The following is a 19,624-nucleotide window of genomic DNA, read 5'->3' on the forward strand; positions in this document are numbered from 1 at the left end:
GGGCCCATGGGACTCGGAGACAAGATCAGCAACAAGGCACAGGAAGTCACCGGCAAGGCAAAGGAAGCCTTGGGCGACGCCACCAATAACGAGAAACTGCAGGCAGAGGGTGTCGCTGACCAGGCGGCGGCCAAAACCAAGCAGGCCGGCGAGAACGTCAAGGATGCCGCGAAGGACGCCTTCGACAAGTAAGCCGCACAGCACAAACCACACACAGCAGAACGCCCCGGCTCCCTTCATGGAAGCCGGGGCGTTCTGCGTGGACCCCACTAAGTCAGTTGGGTGGACAGGCCTACTTTTGGGCCGGGAGCACCAGTCCGCCCGACTTATCCGTGGACAAGGCGAGGGACGAGATGTACTGGGGTTCGCCGTCGGGCCCGTCCTGGGCGGACCGGAGCATGTCCGGGCGCTCGAACTCCAGGCCGGTGACGTGGCAAAGCAGCTTCTCGTCGCTGGGGTTTCCGTCGGCGTCGAACATGGGAAGGTCAATACCGTCGTCGGTGCGGCGGAGGTAGTACCGGCCCTTCGTGGCAAGGGCCAATACGGGCGGCAACACCAACGCCAGGCCCACGGCGAAGATGGGCGAGAACGGCTGGACAGCTGCACCGAACGCTCCAAAGAACACCACAATGGACACCCCTGCGGACACCAGCATGGACACGAAGCCCACCGGATTCACGGCGTAGAGCATCCCGCGGCGGAATTCAGGAACCTTGGGCGAGATCTTCAACAGGTACTTGTTGATGGCAATATCGGAGGCCACCGTCACCACCCAGGCCATGGCGCAGTTGGCGTAGAAGCCCAGGATGGTGTTGAGGAACTCGAACATGTTCGACTCCATGAGGATCAACGCGATGACCAGGTTGACCACCACGAACACCATGCGGCCCGGGTACGTCTTGGTGATGCGGGTGAACGAGTTGGTCCACGCCAGCGAGCCGGAGTAGGCGTTGGTCACGTTGATCTTGATCTGGGAAATGACCACCAGCACCACGGCCAGGGTCATGGCAAGCCATGCCGGCATCATTTCTTCGTAAACCCCAAGGAACTGGTGGACAGGCTCGTTCGCGTGCACGGCTGCTGCGGGATCGAGCTTGGCGATGAGGTAGATCGCAATGAACAGTCCGATGATCTGCTTGATGGCGCCAAAGATGACCCAGCCCGGTCCTGCGAGGATCACTGCACGCCACCAGGCGCCCTTGTTCTCAGCGGTCTTGGGAGGCATGAAGCGGAGGTAGTCGATCTGCTCGGCAATCTGCGCCATCAGGGACAGGCAGACGCCCGCAGCCAGCATCACCGAAGCCAGGTTGGGACCACCCTCGCCTGACGCCCCGGTGAAGGCGAAGAAGGCATCGATGCTCTCCGGGTGGGACAGGAGCAGGTAGCCCACCGGAACCACCATGAGCAGCAGCCACAGGGGCGTCGTCCATACCTGCAACGTGGCGAGCGTCTTCATCCCGTAAATCACCAGGGGAATGATGATGATGGTGGACACCGCATAGCCGATCCATTGCGGGATGCCCAGGCCCAACTGCAGGCCTTGGGCCATGATGGAGCCTTCGAGCGCGAAGAAGATGAAGGTGAAGGTGGCGAAGATGATGTTGGTGACCACCGAGCCGTAATACCCAAAGCCCGAGCCGCGCGTGATCAGGTCCAGGTCGATGTTGTAGCGGGCTGCGTAGTAAGCCAAGGGAAACCCGGTAGCGAAGATGATCACTGCAGCCACGATGATGCCGAAGATGGCGTTCACCGTTCCGTAGGCGATGCCGATGTTGGCGCCGATGGAGAAGTCGGCCAGGTAGGCGATGCCACCCAGTGCGCTCGTGGCCACAACACCGGCACTCCACTTCCGGTAGGAGCGCGGGGCGAACCGGAGCGTGTAATCCTCCAGGCTCTCCTTCGCAGCGCTCATGGCGTCGGCGTTGCCTGCCGCAGGTGCAGATGCGGTGCCGGGCCCGACGGCGGTGCGGGCCGCCGTCGTCGGCTCCAATGTGGCGGTACTCGTCTTGTCGTCGATCATTCGTGGTCGCTTTCGTCGTGGTCCATGCCTCGCCCACGACGCTAGTCACGCAGCGCGTCAATTCAGTCACGTCCATGTTTCACGGTTGTAACTTCTGCCAAAACCAGCCATCCACGTTTGTCCGGACCCCACAAAACCGCCGCCCACCAGCGCCGATACCGTCAAGGACATGACCAGCCAAGGAATATATGAAGCCCCTGAAACCAGCACCTACGCCATTTTGGACACCGCCCGGGAGCAGGTCCTCGAACGCGGAGCAGGCCTGGACGAGGCCCAGCTGATCGACATCCTGGAGCTTCCCGATGACGCCATCCCCGCCGCCCTCCAGCTCGCCCACGAGGTTCGCCTCAAGCATTGCGGCGAGGACGTGGAGGTGGAAGGCATCATCTCCATCAAGACCGGGGGCTGCCCGGAGGACTGCCATTTCTGCAGCCAATCGGGCCTGTTCGATTCTCCCGTCCGGGGCGTATGGCTGGATATCCCGGAGCTGGTCAAAGCCGCCAAGGAAACCGCTGCCACGGGGGCCACGGAATTCTGCATCGTCGCAGCTGTCCGGGGTCCCGATATCAAGCTCATGAACCAGATCAAGTTCGCGATTGACCGCATCAAGGAAGAAGTGGATATCAACATCGCGTGTTCCCTGGGAATGCTGACGCAACGTCAGGTGGACCAGTTGGCCGGGTGGGGCGTCCACCGCTACAACCACAACCTGGAAACCGCCCGCAGCTACTTCCCGGAGGTGGTCACCACCCACAGCTACGAGGAACGGTTGGAAACCTGCGCCATGGTGAAGGCCGCCGGAATGGAATTGTGCTGCGGCGCCCTGATTGGCATGGGTGAGTCCTTGGCGCAACGGGCGGAACTTGCTGCCCAACTCGCCGCCCTTGAACCCCATGAGGTCCCACTGAATTTCCTCAACCCACGCCCCGGCACGCCTCTGGAAAACCAGGGCATCATGGACGGCAAGGATGCACTCCGCGCCATCGCGGCGTTCCGGCTCGCCATGCCCCGAACCGTGCTCCGCTACGCCGGTGGACGCGAGCTGACCTTGGGCGATCTCGGCACGCGCGATGGCCTGCTCGGCGGAATCAACGCGGTCATCGTGGGCAACTACCTCACCACGCTGGGTCGCCCCGCCAACGCGGACCTCAACTTGTTGGTGGAGCTCAATATGCCCATCAAGGAATTCCAGAAGTCCCTGTGACCACCGCCCTGATCCCGCCCTTCTGCGGGCACTGCGGCGGTGTGGCCGACGACGCAAGTGACGGTTCGACGTCGGACGCCCACCGAAGCTGCCACCAGCGGCTGGCGATGGAGCCGCCCCGCTTTTGCCCGGAGTGCCGCCGCCGCATGAGGGTCCAGGTCACACCTCTGGGCTGGACCGCGAAATGCTCCCGGCACGGCAGGCTGACGTCCTGAGCTCCTGGGTAGGCTGGACCCATGGGCCAGAGCCGGGACCTCCTGACGCCGGAGCAACGCAGCCGCAACATGTCCAAAATCCGCGGCAAGAACACCAAGCCTGAGTTGCTGGTCCGCAAGCTCCTGCACGCCAAAGGGTACAGGTATCGGCTGCACGGTCAAGCTGGCTCAACGAAGCTGCCGGGCCGGCCGGACCTGGTGTTTGCAGGACGCCGGAAAGTCATTTTCGTCAACGGCTGTTTCTGGCATTTCCATGACTGCCGGGTCGGTCAGCACGCTCCTGCGGCAAATGCTGAGTTCTGGGAAGCAAAGCGCAGCCGTACCCGTCAGCGCGACGCCCTGCAACGTGAGCAACTCGCCACGGACGGCTGGGAGGTACTGACGGTGTGGGAATGCGAATTGAAGGACCGGTCAGTGCTGGAAGAGAGGCTCACAAGGTTTTTGGGGCGCCGGCAGTCGCCGGAAGACGTTAGCAGCCCGAAGCCGGCCGGAAGGCGTCAGCGGCCCGAAGGCGCCGAGGTAACTGACGGGGCAGAGTTGACGGACTGATTTCCCCCCGAGGGGTGCGTGCCCTGCTCCCAAAGCGCATAGGCAGCAGTCCCGCCTATGCCAAGGAGGACGGTCATGCAAAAGACGATGATGACCATCAGTCCTGGTGATGGACGTGCGCTGCTGTTCATGCTTTTCCCGTTCCTTGATACAAGCCTGGAATCCCCCGGATCCACGATCTTGCCTTTGCTTGTCCTACTCTCGGGGCCGGCAATCAAGACTCCCTCTGAGTCCGCTCAAGATTGGATCAAGCTTTCGTTTTGTGACGTCCTGCCGGTTCGCGGGGTCCTACTGTTGAATCGTGAATCTATTGTTTGGAGGCGGGAGGAGTCTGGTGTCTGAGTACGACGAGTGCACTGATTCCCTGGTGGATCGCACCGTTCTCACCGAACTCCAGGCCGAGCTTGGCGGAGACCAAGCCATCATCACCACGTTCGTCCGCAATTATGTGGAGCTCCTGCGGTGGCGCGTGGACCGCCTTCACATTGCCTCGGAAAACCTGGACATTGAAGACGCCATGGACGCCGTCCTCAGCCTGAAGACCTCAAGCCACATGGTGGGCGCCATCTGCATGGAACGCCTGGCCGCTGAGTTGGAGATCAGCATCAGGTTGCTGCCCAACGGGGATCATTTGGACGAACTCGCGGTACAGCTCCAGGAGATCGACAATTACGTGCACGGGACCATCCGCGAGCTCACAGCACCACGGTAACCCTGCGCGTCCGTTAGCCCCGGTAGAAAGCAGTTCAGGCCGTTCTGAGCACTCTGAACGGCCTGAACTGCCAACTGCTTGGGTCTTTTAATTATTGCTGGAGGCAGGCGCCAGCCGGTATCCGACTCCTCGCACCGTCTCCAGCCAGCGGGGCGCCTGAATGCTGTCGCCGAGTTTTTTGCGCAGGTTTCCCATATGGACCTCGACGGCCCGTTCGTCTGCGTCGCTGACGTAACTTCCGACGTCGTACGGTTCGTTACGGAGGCGACGCGCCAGGTCCGCCTTGGTCCGGACAATCCGTCCGGTTTCCAGCAGGGCGAGCAGGAGGTCGAACTCGGTCCGTGTGAGCTTCAGCTCCTGGCCGTTCAGGACGGCTGTGCGTGAGCCCGCGGAAACGGCCAAGCCGTTGTGGCTCACCTCGGGATCCACTTGTTCAGCGACGTTCTTGGAGTCCGACGACGCGCGGGGCCTTCGCATCATGGCCTCGACACGGGCGCGCAGTTCCCGGGGCCGGAACGGCTTGGTGAGGTAATCGTCGCCACCGGCCTCCAACCCCATGAGGGTGTCAAGTTCCTCGGCGCGGGCAGTGAGCATGATGATGTAGGCATCCGAGGACTTGCGGATTTGGCGGGCGACCTCAAAGCCATCAATGTCCGGGAGTCCGAGGTCCAACGTGATGACATCCGGATTCAGTTCCCGTGCCGACGTCACACCAGCAGAACCGGTGGACGCAGTGTGCACATCGAACCCTGCCTGGGATAGGACAACCCTTACCAGTTCACGGATATCCTGGTCATCTTCAATGACCAGCCCCACACGTACTTCACTCATCGCTGCCCCTCAGCCCCTTCGATAACCTCAGAAGTATATCCATTATGGTTAGGCTGATCTCATGAACCGACTTTCTTCTGCATCCGTGGTGGATGTGCCATGACCCACCCTTCGACGTGGGATATCGGTGAAAAGAAGAAACTCTTGTTCTTTCAGCGCTCTTTCCACGAACATACCCTGAGAATGCGGGTTGTCCTCAGCCAACTGCCGTTGTCGGTATGTGTTTGCATTTCTGCCATCCTGGTCTGGCTGTATTTCCCGGCCACACTGGAAAATCCGCTCTTTCTGATATTCCTGCTGAGCCAGGCACTGCTCTTGGCTTTGTGCGTCATGGTGCCGTGGCACCGGTTGCCCTTTGCCAGTTTCCTCAGCATCCCCATCCTGGACATGGTGTCCATCGGTTTCGCCCGCGAAGGCGCCGTGGAGTCCATCACAGGCCTCAGCGTTTTGGTGGTGCTGCCGGTCATTTGGCTGTGTGCCTCGGGCCTATATCCCAAGCTGGCCATTTCCATGTCCTTCCTCGGACCCTTGGGCATCGTGTGGGTTCCCCTGTTCGTTCGTGGCACCTTGACCGAGCAGGACCTCACCAAACCCCTGCTGTTCCCCATCCTCATGCTCGGCATCGGGATCTCGGTCAGCGTCCTGACCCTGAGCATGGTCCGCCAGCAACGGGCGTTGGAGGAAAAGGACCAGGCGCTCAAGGACGCCCTGGATGTCAGCACCAAGCAGGAACGGCTCCTCAACACCGTGATGGAGGCGCTGCCCCTGGGTGTGGTGGCTGTGGATGGCGAGGGCCATGACATCCTCATGAACCGCCGCCAACGCCAAACGCACATCCTGGCCACCCCCCGGGATAACGATGACCCCAACGAGTCCCAGTTGCTGATTTTCGATATTGACAGGACCACGCCGCTGGACGCGGACCGCCGGCCCGTGCGGCGCGCCGTACTGGGCGAACGGTTCACGGATCAACTGGTGTGGTTGGGGTCCGGGCCGGACCAACGCGCCTTTACCGCAAGCGCCCGCCCCATGGTGGACGACGACGGTAAGTTCGCCGGCTCCGTTGTGGTCTTCAGCGACGTCACCGAACTGGTGAACGCCTTGGCAGCCAAAGACGATTTTGTTGCCAATGTGTCCCACGAGTTCCGCACGCCGTTGACGTCCATCCTGGGCTATGTGGAGCTGATCATGGACGATCCCGATGCCCTTGACGCCCGCGCCCGGAAGCAACTGGACATCGTCCGGCGGAACGCCGAGCGCCTTCTGACCCTGGTCTCGGACCTCCTGGCAGTGCGCTCCGGGCACATCGTCATCCAGCCCCATGCGGTGGACATCGCCGAACTGGTCCGCGGCAGCGTCAACTCCGCTGAACCACGCGCAGCGAAGGCCGGCATCCGGCTGTCCATGAACATCCCCGAGGCCTTGGAAGCCCGTGTCGATTCATCCCGCATCGCCCAGGTGCTGGACAACCTGGTGTCCAACGCGATCAAGTACTCCCCCGACGGCGGCGATGTGGAAGTAGCGGCCTGGGAGGATGACGAGTTTGTGTTCTGCCGTGTCACGGACACCGGTATGGGCATGACCGAAGAGGAACAGGCCGAAGCTTTCACCAAGTTCTTCCGTGCCGGCGCTGTCCGCAAGAGTGCCATCCCTGGCGTCGGCCTGGGGCTACCCATCAGCAAGGCGATTGTGGAGGCGCACGGCGGCACCATCACCCTGACCAGCCAGCCGGGCAGGGGAACCACCTTTACGGTGAAAATGCCGTCGTAGTTCTACCTAGCTCTTCAGGGCCGCCTCGCGACGCTTTCCGAACAGGAAGTAGCTGACCGGTCCGAAGAAGTTGACGAAGGACACTGCGCGCCAGAGCACCTTCTTGCCCCTGATCATCGAATCGGGCGTCTTGGCGATGCTGCGCTGCGCCGCCACCAGCAACGCCAGGTTCAGGGCCCCGCTGACCACCAATGAGATGCGTTGCCCTTTGCTCATCCCGCGCCATGATTTCTTGCCCGCCATCATGCCTCCTTTAGCTCCGAATCCGTTGTCCTTTCAGGCTAGTCCGACGCCGATCGGCCCGCCACAGCCTGGCGTACTACTTCACCCCAGGACTGCTCAGCGAGGTCAGCCACCGCTGCAAGGATTTCCGACGGCGGCAGTGACAAGTCCAGTGGATACTCCACAATGTCGATGTCCGTGTTCAGGATGCGCCGCAATTTCACGTCCCCGCGGCCGGCGTAGACCAGCCACGCCGTAGGCACCCGGAGCGCCGTGCAGTATGCCAGCAATTGGTAGTGGTCGGCACTGAGCGAGGCACCGGCGTCGGAGGCAGCTTTGTACTTGGAGTCGTACACCACCACAGGGCGTCCACCCAGGAAATGTACAGCGTCCGGACGCACGGTGAGGCGGTCCGAGTCATGCACGGCCTCGTTGAGCAACGCACCGTACTGAAGGCGCATCTCCCCCGGATGGGCGCTCATGGCCCCGCGCAGTGCAGTTCCCACGAATTCCTCGAACACCCGGGCCATGTCCACCACAAAGGATGCTGTTTGCTGTTTGCCCTCGCCGGCTTCAGCGGAGGCATTGCGCAGGATCACTTCGGACAACCTCAACACGGGGTGGTAGCGCAGGTTCATCCGGCTGGCCCGCCACTGCGGCAGCGGCGCCCCGGGCTGAAGCCGGGTCACGGCGTCGAGTTTTCCCTTGAGCTGCCGCAGGCGGCTCAGGACATCGGGCCTGACTCCGGGGACCTTGCCCATCCGCTCCAGTGCGGCACGCAGGATCCGGTTCTCAGCAATGTCTTCGGTGAATTCGTCGTAGGCAACCTCCAACGGCACCATCATTCCGGGACGCCGGGAGATCTGGTCCGAGATCCTGATCCGGCCTTTGACGGTCCGCAGCGACTCCTCAACGGTCAGGTACCCCTGCAGGACTCCACGGTTGAGGGCCCGGTCCGCCAACTGTGCCAGCGATTCGGCCAGCGCACTCCAGAGGTCCGGATGCTCCACAGCCTCCACGGAATGGTCCCGAAACCCCTGTTCGCCGGCGTAGCTGAGCAGGAAAAGCAAGCGGCTCAGGCCAAGGCGGTCCTTGGGCCGGACTTCCAGCTGCACCGTGGACGTGCGGACCGAGCCCACCTTGCCCAGCGGTTCAATCCGGTAGAGGCCCAGGCCCATGGGAGAGGCCTTGGCCAGACCGCTGGTGTTAATGAACGCTGCGGATCCCGGGTCGAGTTTGTCCACCACGCCGCCGGAGAGCTCGTCCATGACGATGTGCCGGGGACCTGTTGGGGCCTTCGCCGCTGAGGCAGGCGCCCGGCCCGGCCTTGGCGGAATGGCCTTAGCGGGCTGCAAGACGTCCCAGCAACTGGTCCAGCCCGAAGCGTTCCTCCAGCTGGGCCCGGTTCAGTTGCCCGTGATAGTGCTCCTCCAGCAGCGGCATGAGCTCGTACTTCCAGATCCGGCGGAGACCCGCAGGGTTTTGGGCAGCGTTCTTCATGAAGTAGGAGGGCCCGATCATCAGGTCCCGGTCCCAGTCATCAATCGCATCATTGAGCGCATCCAGCAGGTCTGCGTTGAGCGTGTCCAAACCCCGCGCCGCCAGGAACCGACGCAGCGTGCCGCGGATTGGCTCTTCCTTGGGATGGAGCTCAATGAAGGCGAACCGACGCCGGATTGCCGCGTCCATCATGGCGATGGAACGGTCCGCCGTGTTCATTGTGCCGATGATGTAGAGGTTGTCCGGCAAACTGAAGGGCTCGTTGGGGCTGTACTGCAGGTAGATCCGGTCATCCCGGTACTCCAGCAGGAAGTACAGCTCTCCGAACACCTTGGCCAGGTTGGCACGGTTCATTTCATCAATGATGAGGAAGTACGGTTTGTGCGCGTTCTCCGTTTTGGCTGCTTCCTCGGCGAGCCGCCGCAGAGGTCCGGCCACCAGCTTGAAGGAGACCTGGCCGTCGTCGGTTTTGTCCGGGCGGTAGCCCTCAAAGAAGTCCTCGTAGGCGTACGAGGGGTGGAACTGGACCAGCTTCACCCGTTCATCGGTGTGATCACCGGCGAGCTCGGCGGCGAGGTGCTTGGCCAGGTAGGTCTTGCCGGTGCCCGGCGGACCGTAAAGGACCAGCTGCCGGTTCTCTTCGAGCAGTTCCGAGATTTCCTTCAACGGTTCCAGGTCCATGTGCAGGGACGCCGCGAACTCCTCGGTCAGCGGCCGGAAGCCCTGCTGGACAACCTCGACGACGGCGGTGGGCGGCGCTTCGTCCTCGCCGTCGGTTTCGGCTTCCACCGGGAGCAGTTCCTGCAGCGCCTGGATGACCCTGGTGACATCCACCAGGATCCCCGGGGTGGACAGTTGACGCTGGGCATGCCGGGGAAGTTCAGGGATGGCATAGCTGTCATCGAACCACCGGACCTTGCGGCGGATACGGCGGTTGTCCTCGTGGTGTTCGGGCTCACCCAGGACCACGCCCACGCGAACCCGGCCGGCGTGCTGGTACAGGGTGAGATCGCCCGGTTTCATGACCGTGAGGAAAGCGAAGACAGCCGTCTTCGTGTCCTCGCGTTCCACGTATCCCAGGTGCTTGTAATCCTCGTCCACGGCGTGCTGGACCACGCCCGCCGTGACGCCTGCAGTCAGGGCGCGCAGGTGTTCCACGTCCAGGGTGGCTTTTTCCTCGGCGACCCAGGCGGCCAGGAGGTCCGCGTTGTCATGATGGGTGCGCAGGAGCCAGGAGCGGCGCCCGGGATCCCCTACTTTTCGCCATTGGCTCACCAGCTGGCGCGCGTACCAGTCGATGCGTTGGCCTGCCTGCTCATCGAGGTGCAGGCGGATGCGGTGGATGTCCGCGGTGATGTCCTCATCCGAATCGCCCTTGGCGCCGCCCACCAGTGAAGCAAAGGCGTCGCGGATCTCCTGGCGCTCCACGTCGGCCACCACGGGCTCAAAGTAGCTGGGCCACACCAGGTATTCGATGCTGCGGCGCAGGGCGGGCTGGTCATCAGGCGTAGCGGCCGCGAGTTCGTGGAACTTCAGCGGGTCTTCCAGGGCTTCAGTGATGGTGGCCGTGCTCTGGCTGTCCACGTGGGCCACGAAGCGGCACAGCCATTTCAAGTGGTCCCAGATGGTCCAGTTGAACTCAGCAGTACGGTCCCGGATGACGCCATGGTCCGTCATGCCCTCATAAAGGGCCTCCGGCAGCTCTATGGCCGGCTCAACCCAGGATGCGGCCTCGGCAACACGGGCACGCTTCACCCGGAGGGACTTGACCTCATGCGCCAGCGGCAGCGATTGCAGGAACAACAATTCCACCGCGAGCAGCTTGGCCTCACGCGACGCGCCTTCCAGGTTCTGCCGCAGGTTGGTCATCATGGGGGCTTTGGAGTCCTCGACTCCGCGTTCCAGCCGTTCCAGGAGCTCACCGGCGGCGTCCGCGGTCCACGTCAGCGTCTGTCCGTCCAGCGCGGAAGGTCTCCCCTGCAGCGCCGGACCGAGCACATACCAGGCCGCGTCCTCGATCTCCTTGGAGACTCCGGGGGCGCGGTCAATGGCAGGTTCTACGGAGGGAATCACCATGCCAACTTACCTTGTTTGGCTTACCTAAGCATCCGGATATCCACAGGCACCCGCTGCACCCGTTTGACCGGGACTAACTTCCGTCGCGCAGGTCCGCAGGAGGTTCTTCCGTCAAGGCAATGGCATCAAAACGTGCCTCGCAGCTCTCTCCCATCGGCGCCTGGGACATGAAGCCAACGTGCACGGGTTTCTCGGAATCCAGCCTGAAAAGGCGGACAAAGTCCCACGCACTGCCATCGGCGGACGAGTGGAACGCCCATGCCGGGCCCACCCTGCTGATGCGAAGGTAAACCCATGGAGCAGTGACCACGGGCCCGTTCGAATCGTCGGAGAATCCGTTGGTGACCACACTGACCACCATGGCTTCGCCCTGCGGTGAATACTCGAAGCAGAGCTTTGCCCAGTGGTCGCTGTCCGCCCACAATGTCAGCACGCCGGCGTCGAACGTTGTCCGGGGCGAGGCCACCAGGACCCTGGCCGAGAGCGAGAAAGCCGCGGGAGCCCTGAACCCCAGTGCCGTGGCGCCATGTTGCGGCACCCCGCCCAGGGAATCGTTGGTCCAATCGACGCCGGGAGCTGCCGTGAGCACCAATGTCCCGTCCGCTTCGCCGTAGCTGGCATGACCGGGCGTTGAGGTCCACTCCATGGGCGGCAGTCCTGGTATTTCGGGGATCAATGGGCGCTCCTTGTATTCGGCAGTCAGGACATTCCTCTGCAACTTTTTCATACTGGACACAGAGAATAGTCCGGCTCCCCCAGGGGCCGGACCAGCAATGCGTCTACTCGAACAACGACAACGTCAGGTTCGCAGTGTAGTCACCGGGTGCGACGGTAGCAGGCGTGCGGAGGAACAATCCGGCCGTTGCTGTCCACTGCCCTTCAGGCGCAATCGCTGCTGAGTCCAGGGCCAGGGCCAGCAATTCCTGGTCCACCAGGCCAACTGAGTCCGCGCCCGTGTCCATGACCGTTTCCACAACGTCACCCTCGGCGACCTGCCCCGATTCACCACCGTTAATCAGCGAAGGGGACCACCCCAAATGTCCAGCGCCGATCGCCGGCTGGCCCGTGGTTCCAGTGAAGTCGGTGGATGTACCAATGACGTACCAGCCGGCACCGGCCGGGATCTGGTCCGGGAGTCGCGTATCAGTCACCGTTACCGTGGGCAGCGAACCCGTGAATTGGCGCACGGTGGGAGACGAGCCGGCTTCCGTCAGGGTGGCCGTGGTTCCTGCCACGCTCATGGCCAGAATTCCCGGCTCATCGATCTGCGCAATCGCCACGTTCACGTCGACGTCCTGGTCGCCATGGTTTTCTTCAGCCAGTGCGGCTCCGGCCACGCCGGCCAGTAAGGCAGTGCCAGCGGCAACTGCTGAGATTCTTACGATCAAGCTTGCTTTGCTCATCGTCTTGCTCCTTCATTGCAATGCGGGGGAGATTCATGTCCAGAGGTGTCGGTAAGGGAAGCGCCAGGGCGGACTCTGTGCTCGTATACAGAGCCCCATTGGGCGAAATTCCACCCTCCCTCGCCCGCTGTGAGCGGTTGCCTCGAGGGTTGGCGGGCATGCTGGGCGATGCGCGGCTATGCGCATCGAAGCAGATGATTCAGGGAACCAGGTGCAAAGATTCCTAATAATGTTTACGTAAACTTACACGGAATACTGGTGCCCAGCAAGGGGTTTTTGTACCTTTTGGCGGGCGTGCATCCATGATGTCGCGTCCTCGGCCTAGCCGCCCGTGGAAAGGCGTCTCGTGGCGGTTTGCCCCCGACCGAAGAACAGGAGGAGCACCCCGGTCCCGCCGCAGAGCCCGGCAGCCACGAGGGCCCCTACGGGGTCGAGGCCCGTCGCGGGGAGTCCGTTCGGAAGACACTGACCGCTACATTCTGTGCGCGGCGCAATGTCAACACTGATCTTGATGTCGGAGCCGTTGATCTCCGAAGCCCAACCCGGCGTAAGCCCCAGCACCAGGCTGAAGCCGACCAGCACGCATGACAACAGAATCCTGGCAGAATCCGCTGAACGACTTCGAACAGTGAAGCGCCGCCGGGCGGAGCGAGGCATGCCCCGCGATCCCTTCGCCTCAGGCGTCATGCTTCTCATAGGTGTAGCCGTAGGGCACGTCCGGTGAGAGTTCCACCGTGTAGGACGCATAGTCCAGCCGCGTGACCAGGATCCCGCGGCGGCCTTCATTGCGCGCACGCTGCTCCGCAGCCTGGATGGCGGCGTTGAGGTTATTCTCCATGGTGGTCTTGCTGGTAGCCGTGATGGTTGCCAAAAGTTCAGGCGCCTCGATCATGATGTTCCTTTGGGATAGTGCGTTGCAGTGCTATTGGGTGGATAACTTCTGGTTCCCGGCTGCCGCCCAGGCGCTGGAGATCATGTCCCGGAGCGTATGCCTCGGTTCCCAGGCGATGTCCCGGCGTGCCAGTTCGCCGGAAGCGACGATCCGGGCAGGATCGCCGGGCCGGGCTGCGCAAATTTGTGGAGCGAACTGAATCCCCGTCACAGAGGCCATTTCAGTCATGATCTGACGGACGGATACACCGGTGCCGCTGCCGAGGTTGTAGACGGGCTCAAGGTCAACACCTTCCTGGAGCTTCCGGGCAGCTTCCACGTGGGCCGCGGCAACATCAGCAACGTGGACGTAGTCCCGAACGCAACTGCCATCCGGCGTGGCGTATGCGGTGCCAAAGATCTTTGGCGTTGCGCCGTCCTTCAGCGCTTGGAAGACCAAGGGAAACAGATTGTGGGGGCTGACATCCACCACGTCCGCGATTCCGGAGCCGACCACGTTGAAGTACCGGAGGGATGTATGGCGAAGCCCGGTTGCCCGTGATTGGTCTGCGATGAGCCACTCACCAATGAGCTTGGATTCGCCATAGGGAGATTCCGGCCTCGTCAGCGTCGATTCGGTCACGAGATCCACATCCGTATTCCCATACACGGCGGCGCTCGAGGAAAAGACGATCGCGCGCACAGAGGCTGCTTCCATGGCGGCGAGCAGGTTTCCTGTACCGGTGACGTTCTGGAAATAGGTGTGAAGCGGCCATTCAACCGATACACCGGCGTACTTGAAACCCGCTAGGTGGATCACGCCCGCCACATCGTTGCGATCGAATACTTCTTTGAGGAATTCAGTATCCAGCAGTGATCCCTGCTCGAAAGCAGCACCTTCCTGCACAAATCCGCGCTTACCGCTGGACAGGTCATCGATGACCACCACGCCGTGGCCGTCATCCATGAGTGCTTGGGCTACGTGTGAGCCGATGTAGCCGGCTCCTCCAGTTACTAGCCATGCCATGGTCAGTTGTCTCCTCTATGGTGGTTGCCCTGTGCGGGGCCGAACCGGTGTGAAATACCCCAGGTCGAAATCCATTCCTCCCCCGGTTCAAGCCAGCGCAGGCCGGCACCGGAATTGAAAGCGTTGGGGAGCGCCGTCATGGGTTCCACCGCTACCGCGGTCCGGTGGCCTCCCGCTGGATAGCTCTTAGTGGTGTACACCTGCGCGTACTGATAGTTGGCATCGCCCCAGACCTCAACGGCGTCTCCGTTGGGTGCTTCCAGGAGGTGCCGGTACCTTCCGTCCGGAGCAGGAGTGAGATCCAGGAATGCTGTGTCCAGGTGCAGCCAGCCCACTTTGGGCCCTGCGGACAGATCCATGGGGGTCCCGGAAACAGGGGACGTGCCCACGGGGTTTAGACGCTCATCCACCGCCACATATGAGGCAGCGTTGAGGGTCAAGGAAACCTCCTGCATGGGCGTAGAACCAACCCGCAGGTACGGGTGGGCGCCGATGGCCGCAGGCGCGGGCGTGCCTGACTTGTTGGTCAACGCATGGGTGACCGTCAGCCCCTCCGGCGATACCGAGTAAGTGGTCTCCACGTCCACAGCGAACGGGTAGCCCTCGCTCGGGTAGATCCGAACCTGAAGGATCAGCTCGCTGGCGGACCGGCGAACCAGCGTGTGGGGACGCAGCCTGACCAGGCCATGAATGGCGTTGCTGCGCTCGGGTTCGCTGATGGCCAACTGGAGGTCTTGTCCGTCATGCGACCATCGCCCATCCCGGACCCTGTTGGGCCAAGGAATGAGGAGCTCCCCCTCGCAGTGTTTGGGAAGCCCGAACTCGGGAAACTCCTCGATCAAGGGCTCGCCGTCCACGGTGAGGCTGCGGATGGTGCCACCGATCTCAGTGATCACCGCCGTGACCACGCGGCCGTCGGTTTCCGATTCCGCGGAAATCCGAAACTGACGGCCGGTCGGAGCAGCAATTCCTGCCGTTATTGCTTGAGTCAGTGTCATGGTCAGAACTCCGTATGGCCCAGATCGTGGCTGGCCACGAAGGAAACGGAGCTGTGGGTGGCCGCTTGGAGTTCAAGCACGGTGATGGTGTTGCCGTGCTTACGCAGGAGGGAGCCTGGAACGTAAAGCGTGGCCTGCGGTCCTCGGGACCAGTACCGTCCCAGGCAGAAGCCGTTGATCCACACCGCTCCTTTGGTCCAACCCTTGGTGGAAAGGAAAGTATCGCCACCGCCGGGGAGGTCAAAAGTCCCATGGACAAAGACGGGCCCGGACACTGGTACGTCAGGAAGGGAGGGTTGTTCCTCCAATGCCGCTGAGACCGGAACTGCGTCGTCGAGTTCCAAGGGAAGGATGTCCCAGTTCCAGAGGGTTTCTCCGTTGATCCGGGCATTTCCGATCAAACCCTTGGACTCCCCCAAACGGGGACCGTAGTTCACGCGCCCTTGGTCCTCCACCAGGATTTCCAAGGTGCCAACCGCGTCATGGGGCAGCGCCAGAGACCTTTCATGGTGATCCCGGGAGAGGATTCCCACCGGCACCCTGTCCAGGAACACCTGGGCCCGGTCACGTACTTCGTCGAACTCCAGCACAGCGTGGCCGGAAACTTCGATTCCTCTGCGGTAGAGAGTGAATCCGGAGTAGTGGCCCAGCTCGTCGTGGGAGCGGATTCCCTCGTGCGAGGTCCACTTCCCGAGCCTGTCCAGGCAATCCCACAGCGGCAGTGATTGCGTCAGGTTGACGGACAGTGCCGAACCAAGCTGGGGCGGGGCCGGAACGTCGTCGTCGTCGAGGGTTGTGTATTTGGAAATAACCTCGCGGAAGGCCCAGTACTTCGGCGTCGGGTTTCCAGCTTCGTCCAAAGGGGCGTCGTAGTCGTAGCTGGTAACGATCGGCTGGTAAACACCCTTGTCGTTCGCGCCGTTGGTGAATCCAAAGTTGGTGCCGCCGTGGAACATGTAGATATTCACGGACGCGCCAAGCTCCAGCAGCACCTCCAGATCGTTGGCGGACTGCTCCACGGTTGTGGTGTGGTGGTGCGCTCCCCAGTGATCGAACCAGCCCACCCAGAATTCAGAACACATGAGGGGGCCGGTGGGCTGATGGCGGCGAAGTGTTTCCAGGCGCTCCGCAGAGCGGCTGCCGAACGAGCCCGTCTTGTGCAGTTCCGGGAGGCTGCCGTTGGCCAACATGTCATCCTGCGGCTGGTCAACCGTGGTGAACGGCACGGTCAGCCCCATTTCCCGGTTGACCTTGACGAGCTTTTCCAGGTAGAAACGGTCGGCGCCGTAGGCACCGTACTCGTTCTCAATCTGGATCAGGATGATGGGACCGCCGGCATCTATCTGGCGGGGAACCAGGATGGGTGCGAGCTGCTCGAGATACTCGGTGAGGGCTGCCATATACACGGGATCATCGGCCCGGATGGCAGCAGCGCCACGGTCAAACAGCCAAGCAGGGAGCCCGCCGTTATCCCATTCCGCACAGATGTACGGCCCCGGGCGAACGATCGCGTGCATCCCTTCCGCAGCGACGAGGTCCAGGAAACGGCCAAGGTCCAAGCCACCTGAGGTATCGAAGACCTCCGGGGAGGGAGCATGCGCGTTCCACGGAATGTAGGTCTCAATGGTGTTGAGCCCCATTTGCCGGGCCTTCCGGATCCGGTCCGCCCATTGATCCGGATGGACGCGGAAGTAGTGCAAAGCGCCGGAGAGAATCCGATGGGGCTGACCGTCGAGCATGAAGTCCTGCTCGCCGATGGTGAAGGTTGGCATAGGGGAAATCCAATCTGAAATGGTGGAGCAGAGTCCAGGACCGGGGGACGCCCTGGACCCGCGCCACGGCCTTACTTGGTGGTAACGGTGAAGCCCTGCTGCTGTCCGTACTTGGCGGTGGCGTCCTGCCAAGCCTTCAAGCCGTCGTTCAGGTCACCCTTGGAGCCGTAAGCCTGGCCAACGGTGTCGCTGTAGATGCTGTTGGCGTAGGTCTGGAAGGGAAGGTAGCTCCAGCCCGGCACCACGTCCTTCGACGCCTGCACCAGGACCTCGTTGATCTTCTGGCCGCCGAAGTAGGCGTTCTCGGCGTTCAGGAACGAATCGCTCTCAAGATCGGCCGTGGTGGACGGGAAGCCACCGTTTGCAGCGTGGATCTTAGATCCTTCAGGGCCGTTTGCGAACTGGAGGAAGCCGTAGGCTGCAGCCTTGTTCTTGCTCTGCTTCAGTACGGCGTCGCCACCGCCACCATTCTCAGCCGTTGCGGCTGCGCCCTTCTCGTAGGTCGGCATTGGGGCTACCCGCCACTGACCGCTCGCGCCTGCCGCACCCGATTCGAGGTTTGCGGGCATCCATGCGCCGATGATCAGCGTGGCGATGCTTCCGTCCGAGAGGCCCTTGTACCATTCGTCGCTCCAGCTGGTGACGGGCGAGAGGAGATCGTTCTTGAGCAGCTGGTTCCAGGTGCCGGTCCACTTCTTGGCGCCTTCATCCTGGAGATCAACGGCTACTTTGGTGCTTCCGTCCAGCGTGTAGGGCTTGCCGCCGGCCTGCCAGATCATGCTGGTGGTGAAACCGGCATCGCCGGTGTCACTGGTGATGTAAGCCTTGGGATCCGCAGCGTGGAGCTTCTTGCCGGCTTCAACGTACTCATCCCACGTGGTGGGGATGCTGATGCCGTGCTTTTCGAAGACGTCGGCCCGGTAGAACATGGCCATGGGACCTGAGTCCTGCGGCAGGGCGTAGACGCCACCGTTGAGGTTCACCGAGCCCCAAGTTGACGCTGTGTAATTGTCCTTGAGCTCCTCCGCGCCGAAGTCCTTCAGGTTGACCAAGGAATCGGACAGGGCGAACTGCGGCAGGGCGTTGTATTCGATCTGTGCAACGTCCGGAGCCCCGCTTCCGGCCTTAACAGCGTTCTGCAGCTTGGTGTAGTGGGCGTTGCCCGTTCCCACGTTTTCCAGGTTGACGTGGACCTTGGGGTACTTGGCTTCGAAGGCCTCCACGATTGGTTCGAGCTGCGGCGCCCAACCCCACACTGTGAGGGTGGTCTCGGTGTCCAGTGCCTTCGCGATGTCCTCGGCGCTGGCGCCTTCGGCCCCGGCGTTGGCCGTTGTGCCGGAGCCACTGCAGGCGGCGAGGCCACCCATCAGGAGGCTTGCCGCCAGAGCGGCGCCGGCTGCCCGCCGGAAGCGATGATTGTTCTTCATTGAATGTGGTGCCTTTCAGATGCGGTTTGGGAGATTCACGACGGCGGGAGGTCGCCGTCGTCGGGGCTTATTACTTGACGCTTCCGGCAGACAATCCCGACTGCCAGAAGCGCTGGAGGAAGAGGAACGCCCCCACGATGGGCACGATGGTGAGCAGTGATCCGGTGATGACGAGGTTGTAGATGGCCTCGCCTCCGGCCGTGGTCGCTTGGGCGTTCCAGCTGTTGAGCCCCACGGTGAGCGGGTACCAGGTTGATTGGCTCAACATGATCAAGGGGAGGAAGTAGTTGTTCCACGTGGCCACCACGGTGAACAGGAGGACGGTGATGAAGCCTGGCGCCAGCATTCTCAGCGAGATGGTGAAGAAGGTCCGGAACTCCCCTGCTCCGTCCATGCGGGCTGCCTCCAGCACTTCCGTCGGCACGGACTCGAGGGCATAGATCCACACCAGGTAGAGCCCGAACGGACTGATCAGGGACGGGATGATCACCGACCACGGGGTGTTGGTGAGCCCCATCTGGCTGAACATCAGGAACGTCGGGACTGCCAACGCCGTACCTGGAATAGCCACGGCACCGAGAACAACTGCGAAGACGCCGCGTTTGCCGGGGAAATCAAACTTGGCCAGTCCGTAGCCGGCCAGGGTGGCAAGGAATGTCGCCCCGCCGGCACCCACCACGACGTAGAGCATGGTGTTGGCAAGCCAGCGCAGGAATTCGCCGTCGTTGTAGGTCAGGGTGCCCACAATGTTGTCCCACAGTGCGAAGTCCCCGGAGAACCACAGGCCGAACGAGCTGAAAAGGGACGTCTGGGTCTTTGTGGAATTGACCACGAGCCAGAACAAGGGAAGCAGTGCGTACACAGCCATGACCCCCATCAGGATGGTGAGCAGAACGGAGCTGCGCTTCCGGGTGACGCCGTGGCGCCGGGTGTTCAACCTAGGCGCAGGTGATCGCCGGGGCCTAGCCGCCGGTGTCGGCTTGGGCGAGGTATCGCTGGAATGGGCTGGGCTCAAACGTACGGACATG

General features: G+C 62.2%; 19 protein-coding genes. 6 read left to right on the top strand and 13 right to left on the bottom strand.

Going from position 1 to position 19,624, the window contains the following annotated elements; all coding sequences use genetic code 11:
- The first annotated feature begins 6 nt into the window (after positions 1-6).
- Positions 7-192, top strand: coding sequence for a CsbD family protein (locus AC6JA3_RS16040; RefSeq protein WP_018777112.1), 186 nt, complete (start codon positions 7-9; stop codon positions 190-192).
- Positions 193-292: 100 nt separating this feature from the next.
- Here AC6JA3_RS16040 and AC6JA3_RS16045 read toward each other — a convergent pair whose 3' ends face one another.
- On the bottom strand, positions 293-2,020 hold the full coding sequence (locus tag AC6JA3_RS16045) for a purine-cytosine permease family protein (RefSeq protein ID WP_347781750.1): 1,728 nt from the start codon (positions 2,018-2,020) through the stop codon (positions 293-295).
- A gap of 169 nt (positions 2,021-2,189) precedes the next feature.
- Here AC6JA3_RS16045 and bioB point away from each other — a divergent pair, with 169 nt between their 5' ends.
- The 4 genes from bioB (at position 2,190) to AC6JA3_RS16065 (ending at position 4,700) form a co-directional block, all read left to right on the top strand.
- The gene (gene bioB / locus AC6JA3_RS16050; RefSeq protein WP_347781751.1) at positions 2,190-3,224 is read left to right on the top strand and encodes a biotin synthase BioB; all 1,035 of its coding nucleotides are present in this window, start codon (positions 2,190-2,192) and stop codon (positions 3,222-3,224) included.
- Positions 3,221-3,439, top strand: coding sequence for a biotin synthase auxiliary protein BsaP (gene bsaP / locus AC6JA3_RS16055; protein ID WP_497920309.1), 219 nt, complete (start codon positions 3,221-3,223; stop codon positions 3,437-3,439). Before bioB ends, bsaP begins: the two co-directional genes overlap by 4 nt.
- A 21-nt stretch (positions 3,440-3,460) precedes the next feature.
- A complete protein-coding gene (locus AC6JA3_RS16060) occupies positions 3,461-3,988 on the top strand; it encodes a very short patch repair endonuclease (RefSeq protein WP_223944807.1) in 528 nt (175 codons plus the stop codon).
- A 334-nt stretch (positions 3,989-4,322) separates the two neighbouring features.
- The gene (locus AC6JA3_RS16065) at positions 4,323-4,700 is read left to right on the top strand and encodes an Hpt domain-containing protein (protein WP_347781752.1); all 378 of its coding nucleotides are present in this window, start codon (positions 4,323-4,325) and stop codon (positions 4,698-4,700) included.
- Between the two features lie 87 nt (positions 4,701-4,787).
- On the opposite strand, the gene AC6JA3_RS16070 is transcribed toward AC6JA3_RS16065, so the two are convergent.
- Entirely contained in the window at positions 4,788-5,531 is a 744-nt protein-coding gene (locus tag AC6JA3_RS16070; protein ID WP_223944806.1) for a response regulator transcription factor, read from the bottom strand.
- A gap of 99 nt (positions 5,532-5,630) precedes the next feature.
- Between AC6JA3_RS16070 and AC6JA3_RS16075 the strand changes: the two genes are divergently transcribed.
- Positions 5,631-7,301 carry a sensor histidine kinase gene (locus AC6JA3_RS16075; protein WP_347781753.1) on the top strand — a complete coding sequence of 557 codons (1,671 nt, stop codon included), beginning with the start codon at positions 5,631-5,633 and terminating at the stop codon, positions 7,299-7,301.
- Between the two features lie 6 nt (positions 7,302-7,307).
- Here the strand turns inward: AC6JA3_RS16075 and AC6JA3_RS16080 are convergent, their stop codons facing one another.
- From AC6JA3_RS16080 to AC6JA3_RS16130, 11 genes are all read right to left on the bottom strand, one after another.
- A complete protein-coding gene (locus tag AC6JA3_RS16080; protein WP_091551038.1) occupies positions 7,308-7,544 on the bottom strand; it encodes a PLDc N-terminal domain-containing protein in 237 nt (78 codons plus the stop codon).
- A 38-nt stretch (positions 7,545-7,582) separates the two neighbouring features.
- Positions 7,583-8,791 carry a 5-methylcytosine restriction system specificity protein McrC gene (locus tag AC6JA3_RS16085; protein WP_035761254.1) on the bottom strand — a complete coding sequence of 403 codons (1,209 nt, stop codon included), beginning with the start codon at positions 8,789-8,791 and terminating at the stop codon, positions 7,583-7,585.
- Between the two features lie 73 nt (positions 8,792-8,864).
- Positions 8,865-11,099, bottom strand: coding sequence for an McrB family protein (locus AC6JA3_RS16090; RefSeq protein WP_091551040.1), 2,235 nt, complete (start codon positions 11,097-11,099; stop codon positions 8,865-8,867).
- Positions 11,100-11,172: 73 nt separating this feature from the next.
- Positions 11,173-11,826: a DUF1349 domain-containing protein gene (locus AC6JA3_RS16095; RefSeq protein WP_347781754.1), complete on the bottom strand. Its 654-nt coding sequence runs from the start codon at positions 11,824-11,826 to the stop codon at positions 11,173-11,175.
- 52 nt (positions 11,827-11,878) lie between these two features.
- Positions 11,879-12,502 carry a hypothetical protein gene (locus tag AC6JA3_RS16100; protein ID WP_026543149.1) on the bottom strand — a complete coding sequence of 208 codons (624 nt, stop codon included), beginning with the start codon at positions 12,500-12,502 and terminating at the stop codon, positions 11,879-11,881.
- A 676-nt stretch (positions 12,503-13,178) separates the two neighbouring features.
- Positions 13,179-13,394, bottom strand: a complete 216-nt coding sequence (locus AC6JA3_RS16105; RefSeq protein ID WP_026543151.1) for a hypothetical protein — start codon at positions 13,392-13,394, stop codon at positions 13,179-13,181.
- 30 nt (positions 13,395-13,424) lie between these two features.
- Positions 13,425-14,399 carry a UDP-glucose 4-epimerase GalE gene (galE, locus tag AC6JA3_RS16110; RefSeq protein ID WP_026543152.1) on the bottom strand — a complete coding sequence of 325 codons (975 nt, stop codon included), beginning with the start codon at positions 14,397-14,399 and terminating at the stop codon, positions 13,425-13,427.
- A 2-nt stretch (positions 14,400-14,401) separates the two neighbouring features.
- On the bottom strand, positions 14,402-15,397 hold the full coding sequence (locus AC6JA3_RS16115) for an aldose 1-epimerase family protein (protein ID WP_347781755.1): 996 nt from the start codon (positions 15,395-15,397) through the stop codon (positions 14,402-14,404).
- A gap of 2 nt (positions 15,398-15,399) precedes the next feature.
- On the bottom strand, positions 15,400-17,169 hold the full coding sequence (locus tag AC6JA3_RS16120; RefSeq protein WP_347781756.1) for a glycoside hydrolase family 35 protein: 1,770 nt from the start codon (positions 17,167-17,169) through the stop codon (positions 15,400-15,402).
- Positions 17,170-17,240: 71 nt separating this feature from the next.
- Positions 17,241-18,596, bottom strand: a complete 1,356-nt coding sequence (locus AC6JA3_RS16125; protein WP_026543154.1) for an ABC transporter substrate-binding protein — start codon at positions 18,594-18,596, stop codon at positions 17,241-17,243.
- Between the two features lie 70 nt (positions 18,597-18,666).
- Positions 18,667-19,623, bottom strand: a complete 957-nt coding sequence (locus AC6JA3_RS16130) for a carbohydrate ABC transporter permease (RefSeq protein ID WP_026543155.1) — start codon at positions 19,621-19,623, stop codon at positions 18,667-18,669.
- Position 19,624 lies beyond the last annotated feature (1 nt).

It is taken from the genome of Arthrobacter sp. TmtSoilC79 (genome assembly GCF_059739405.1).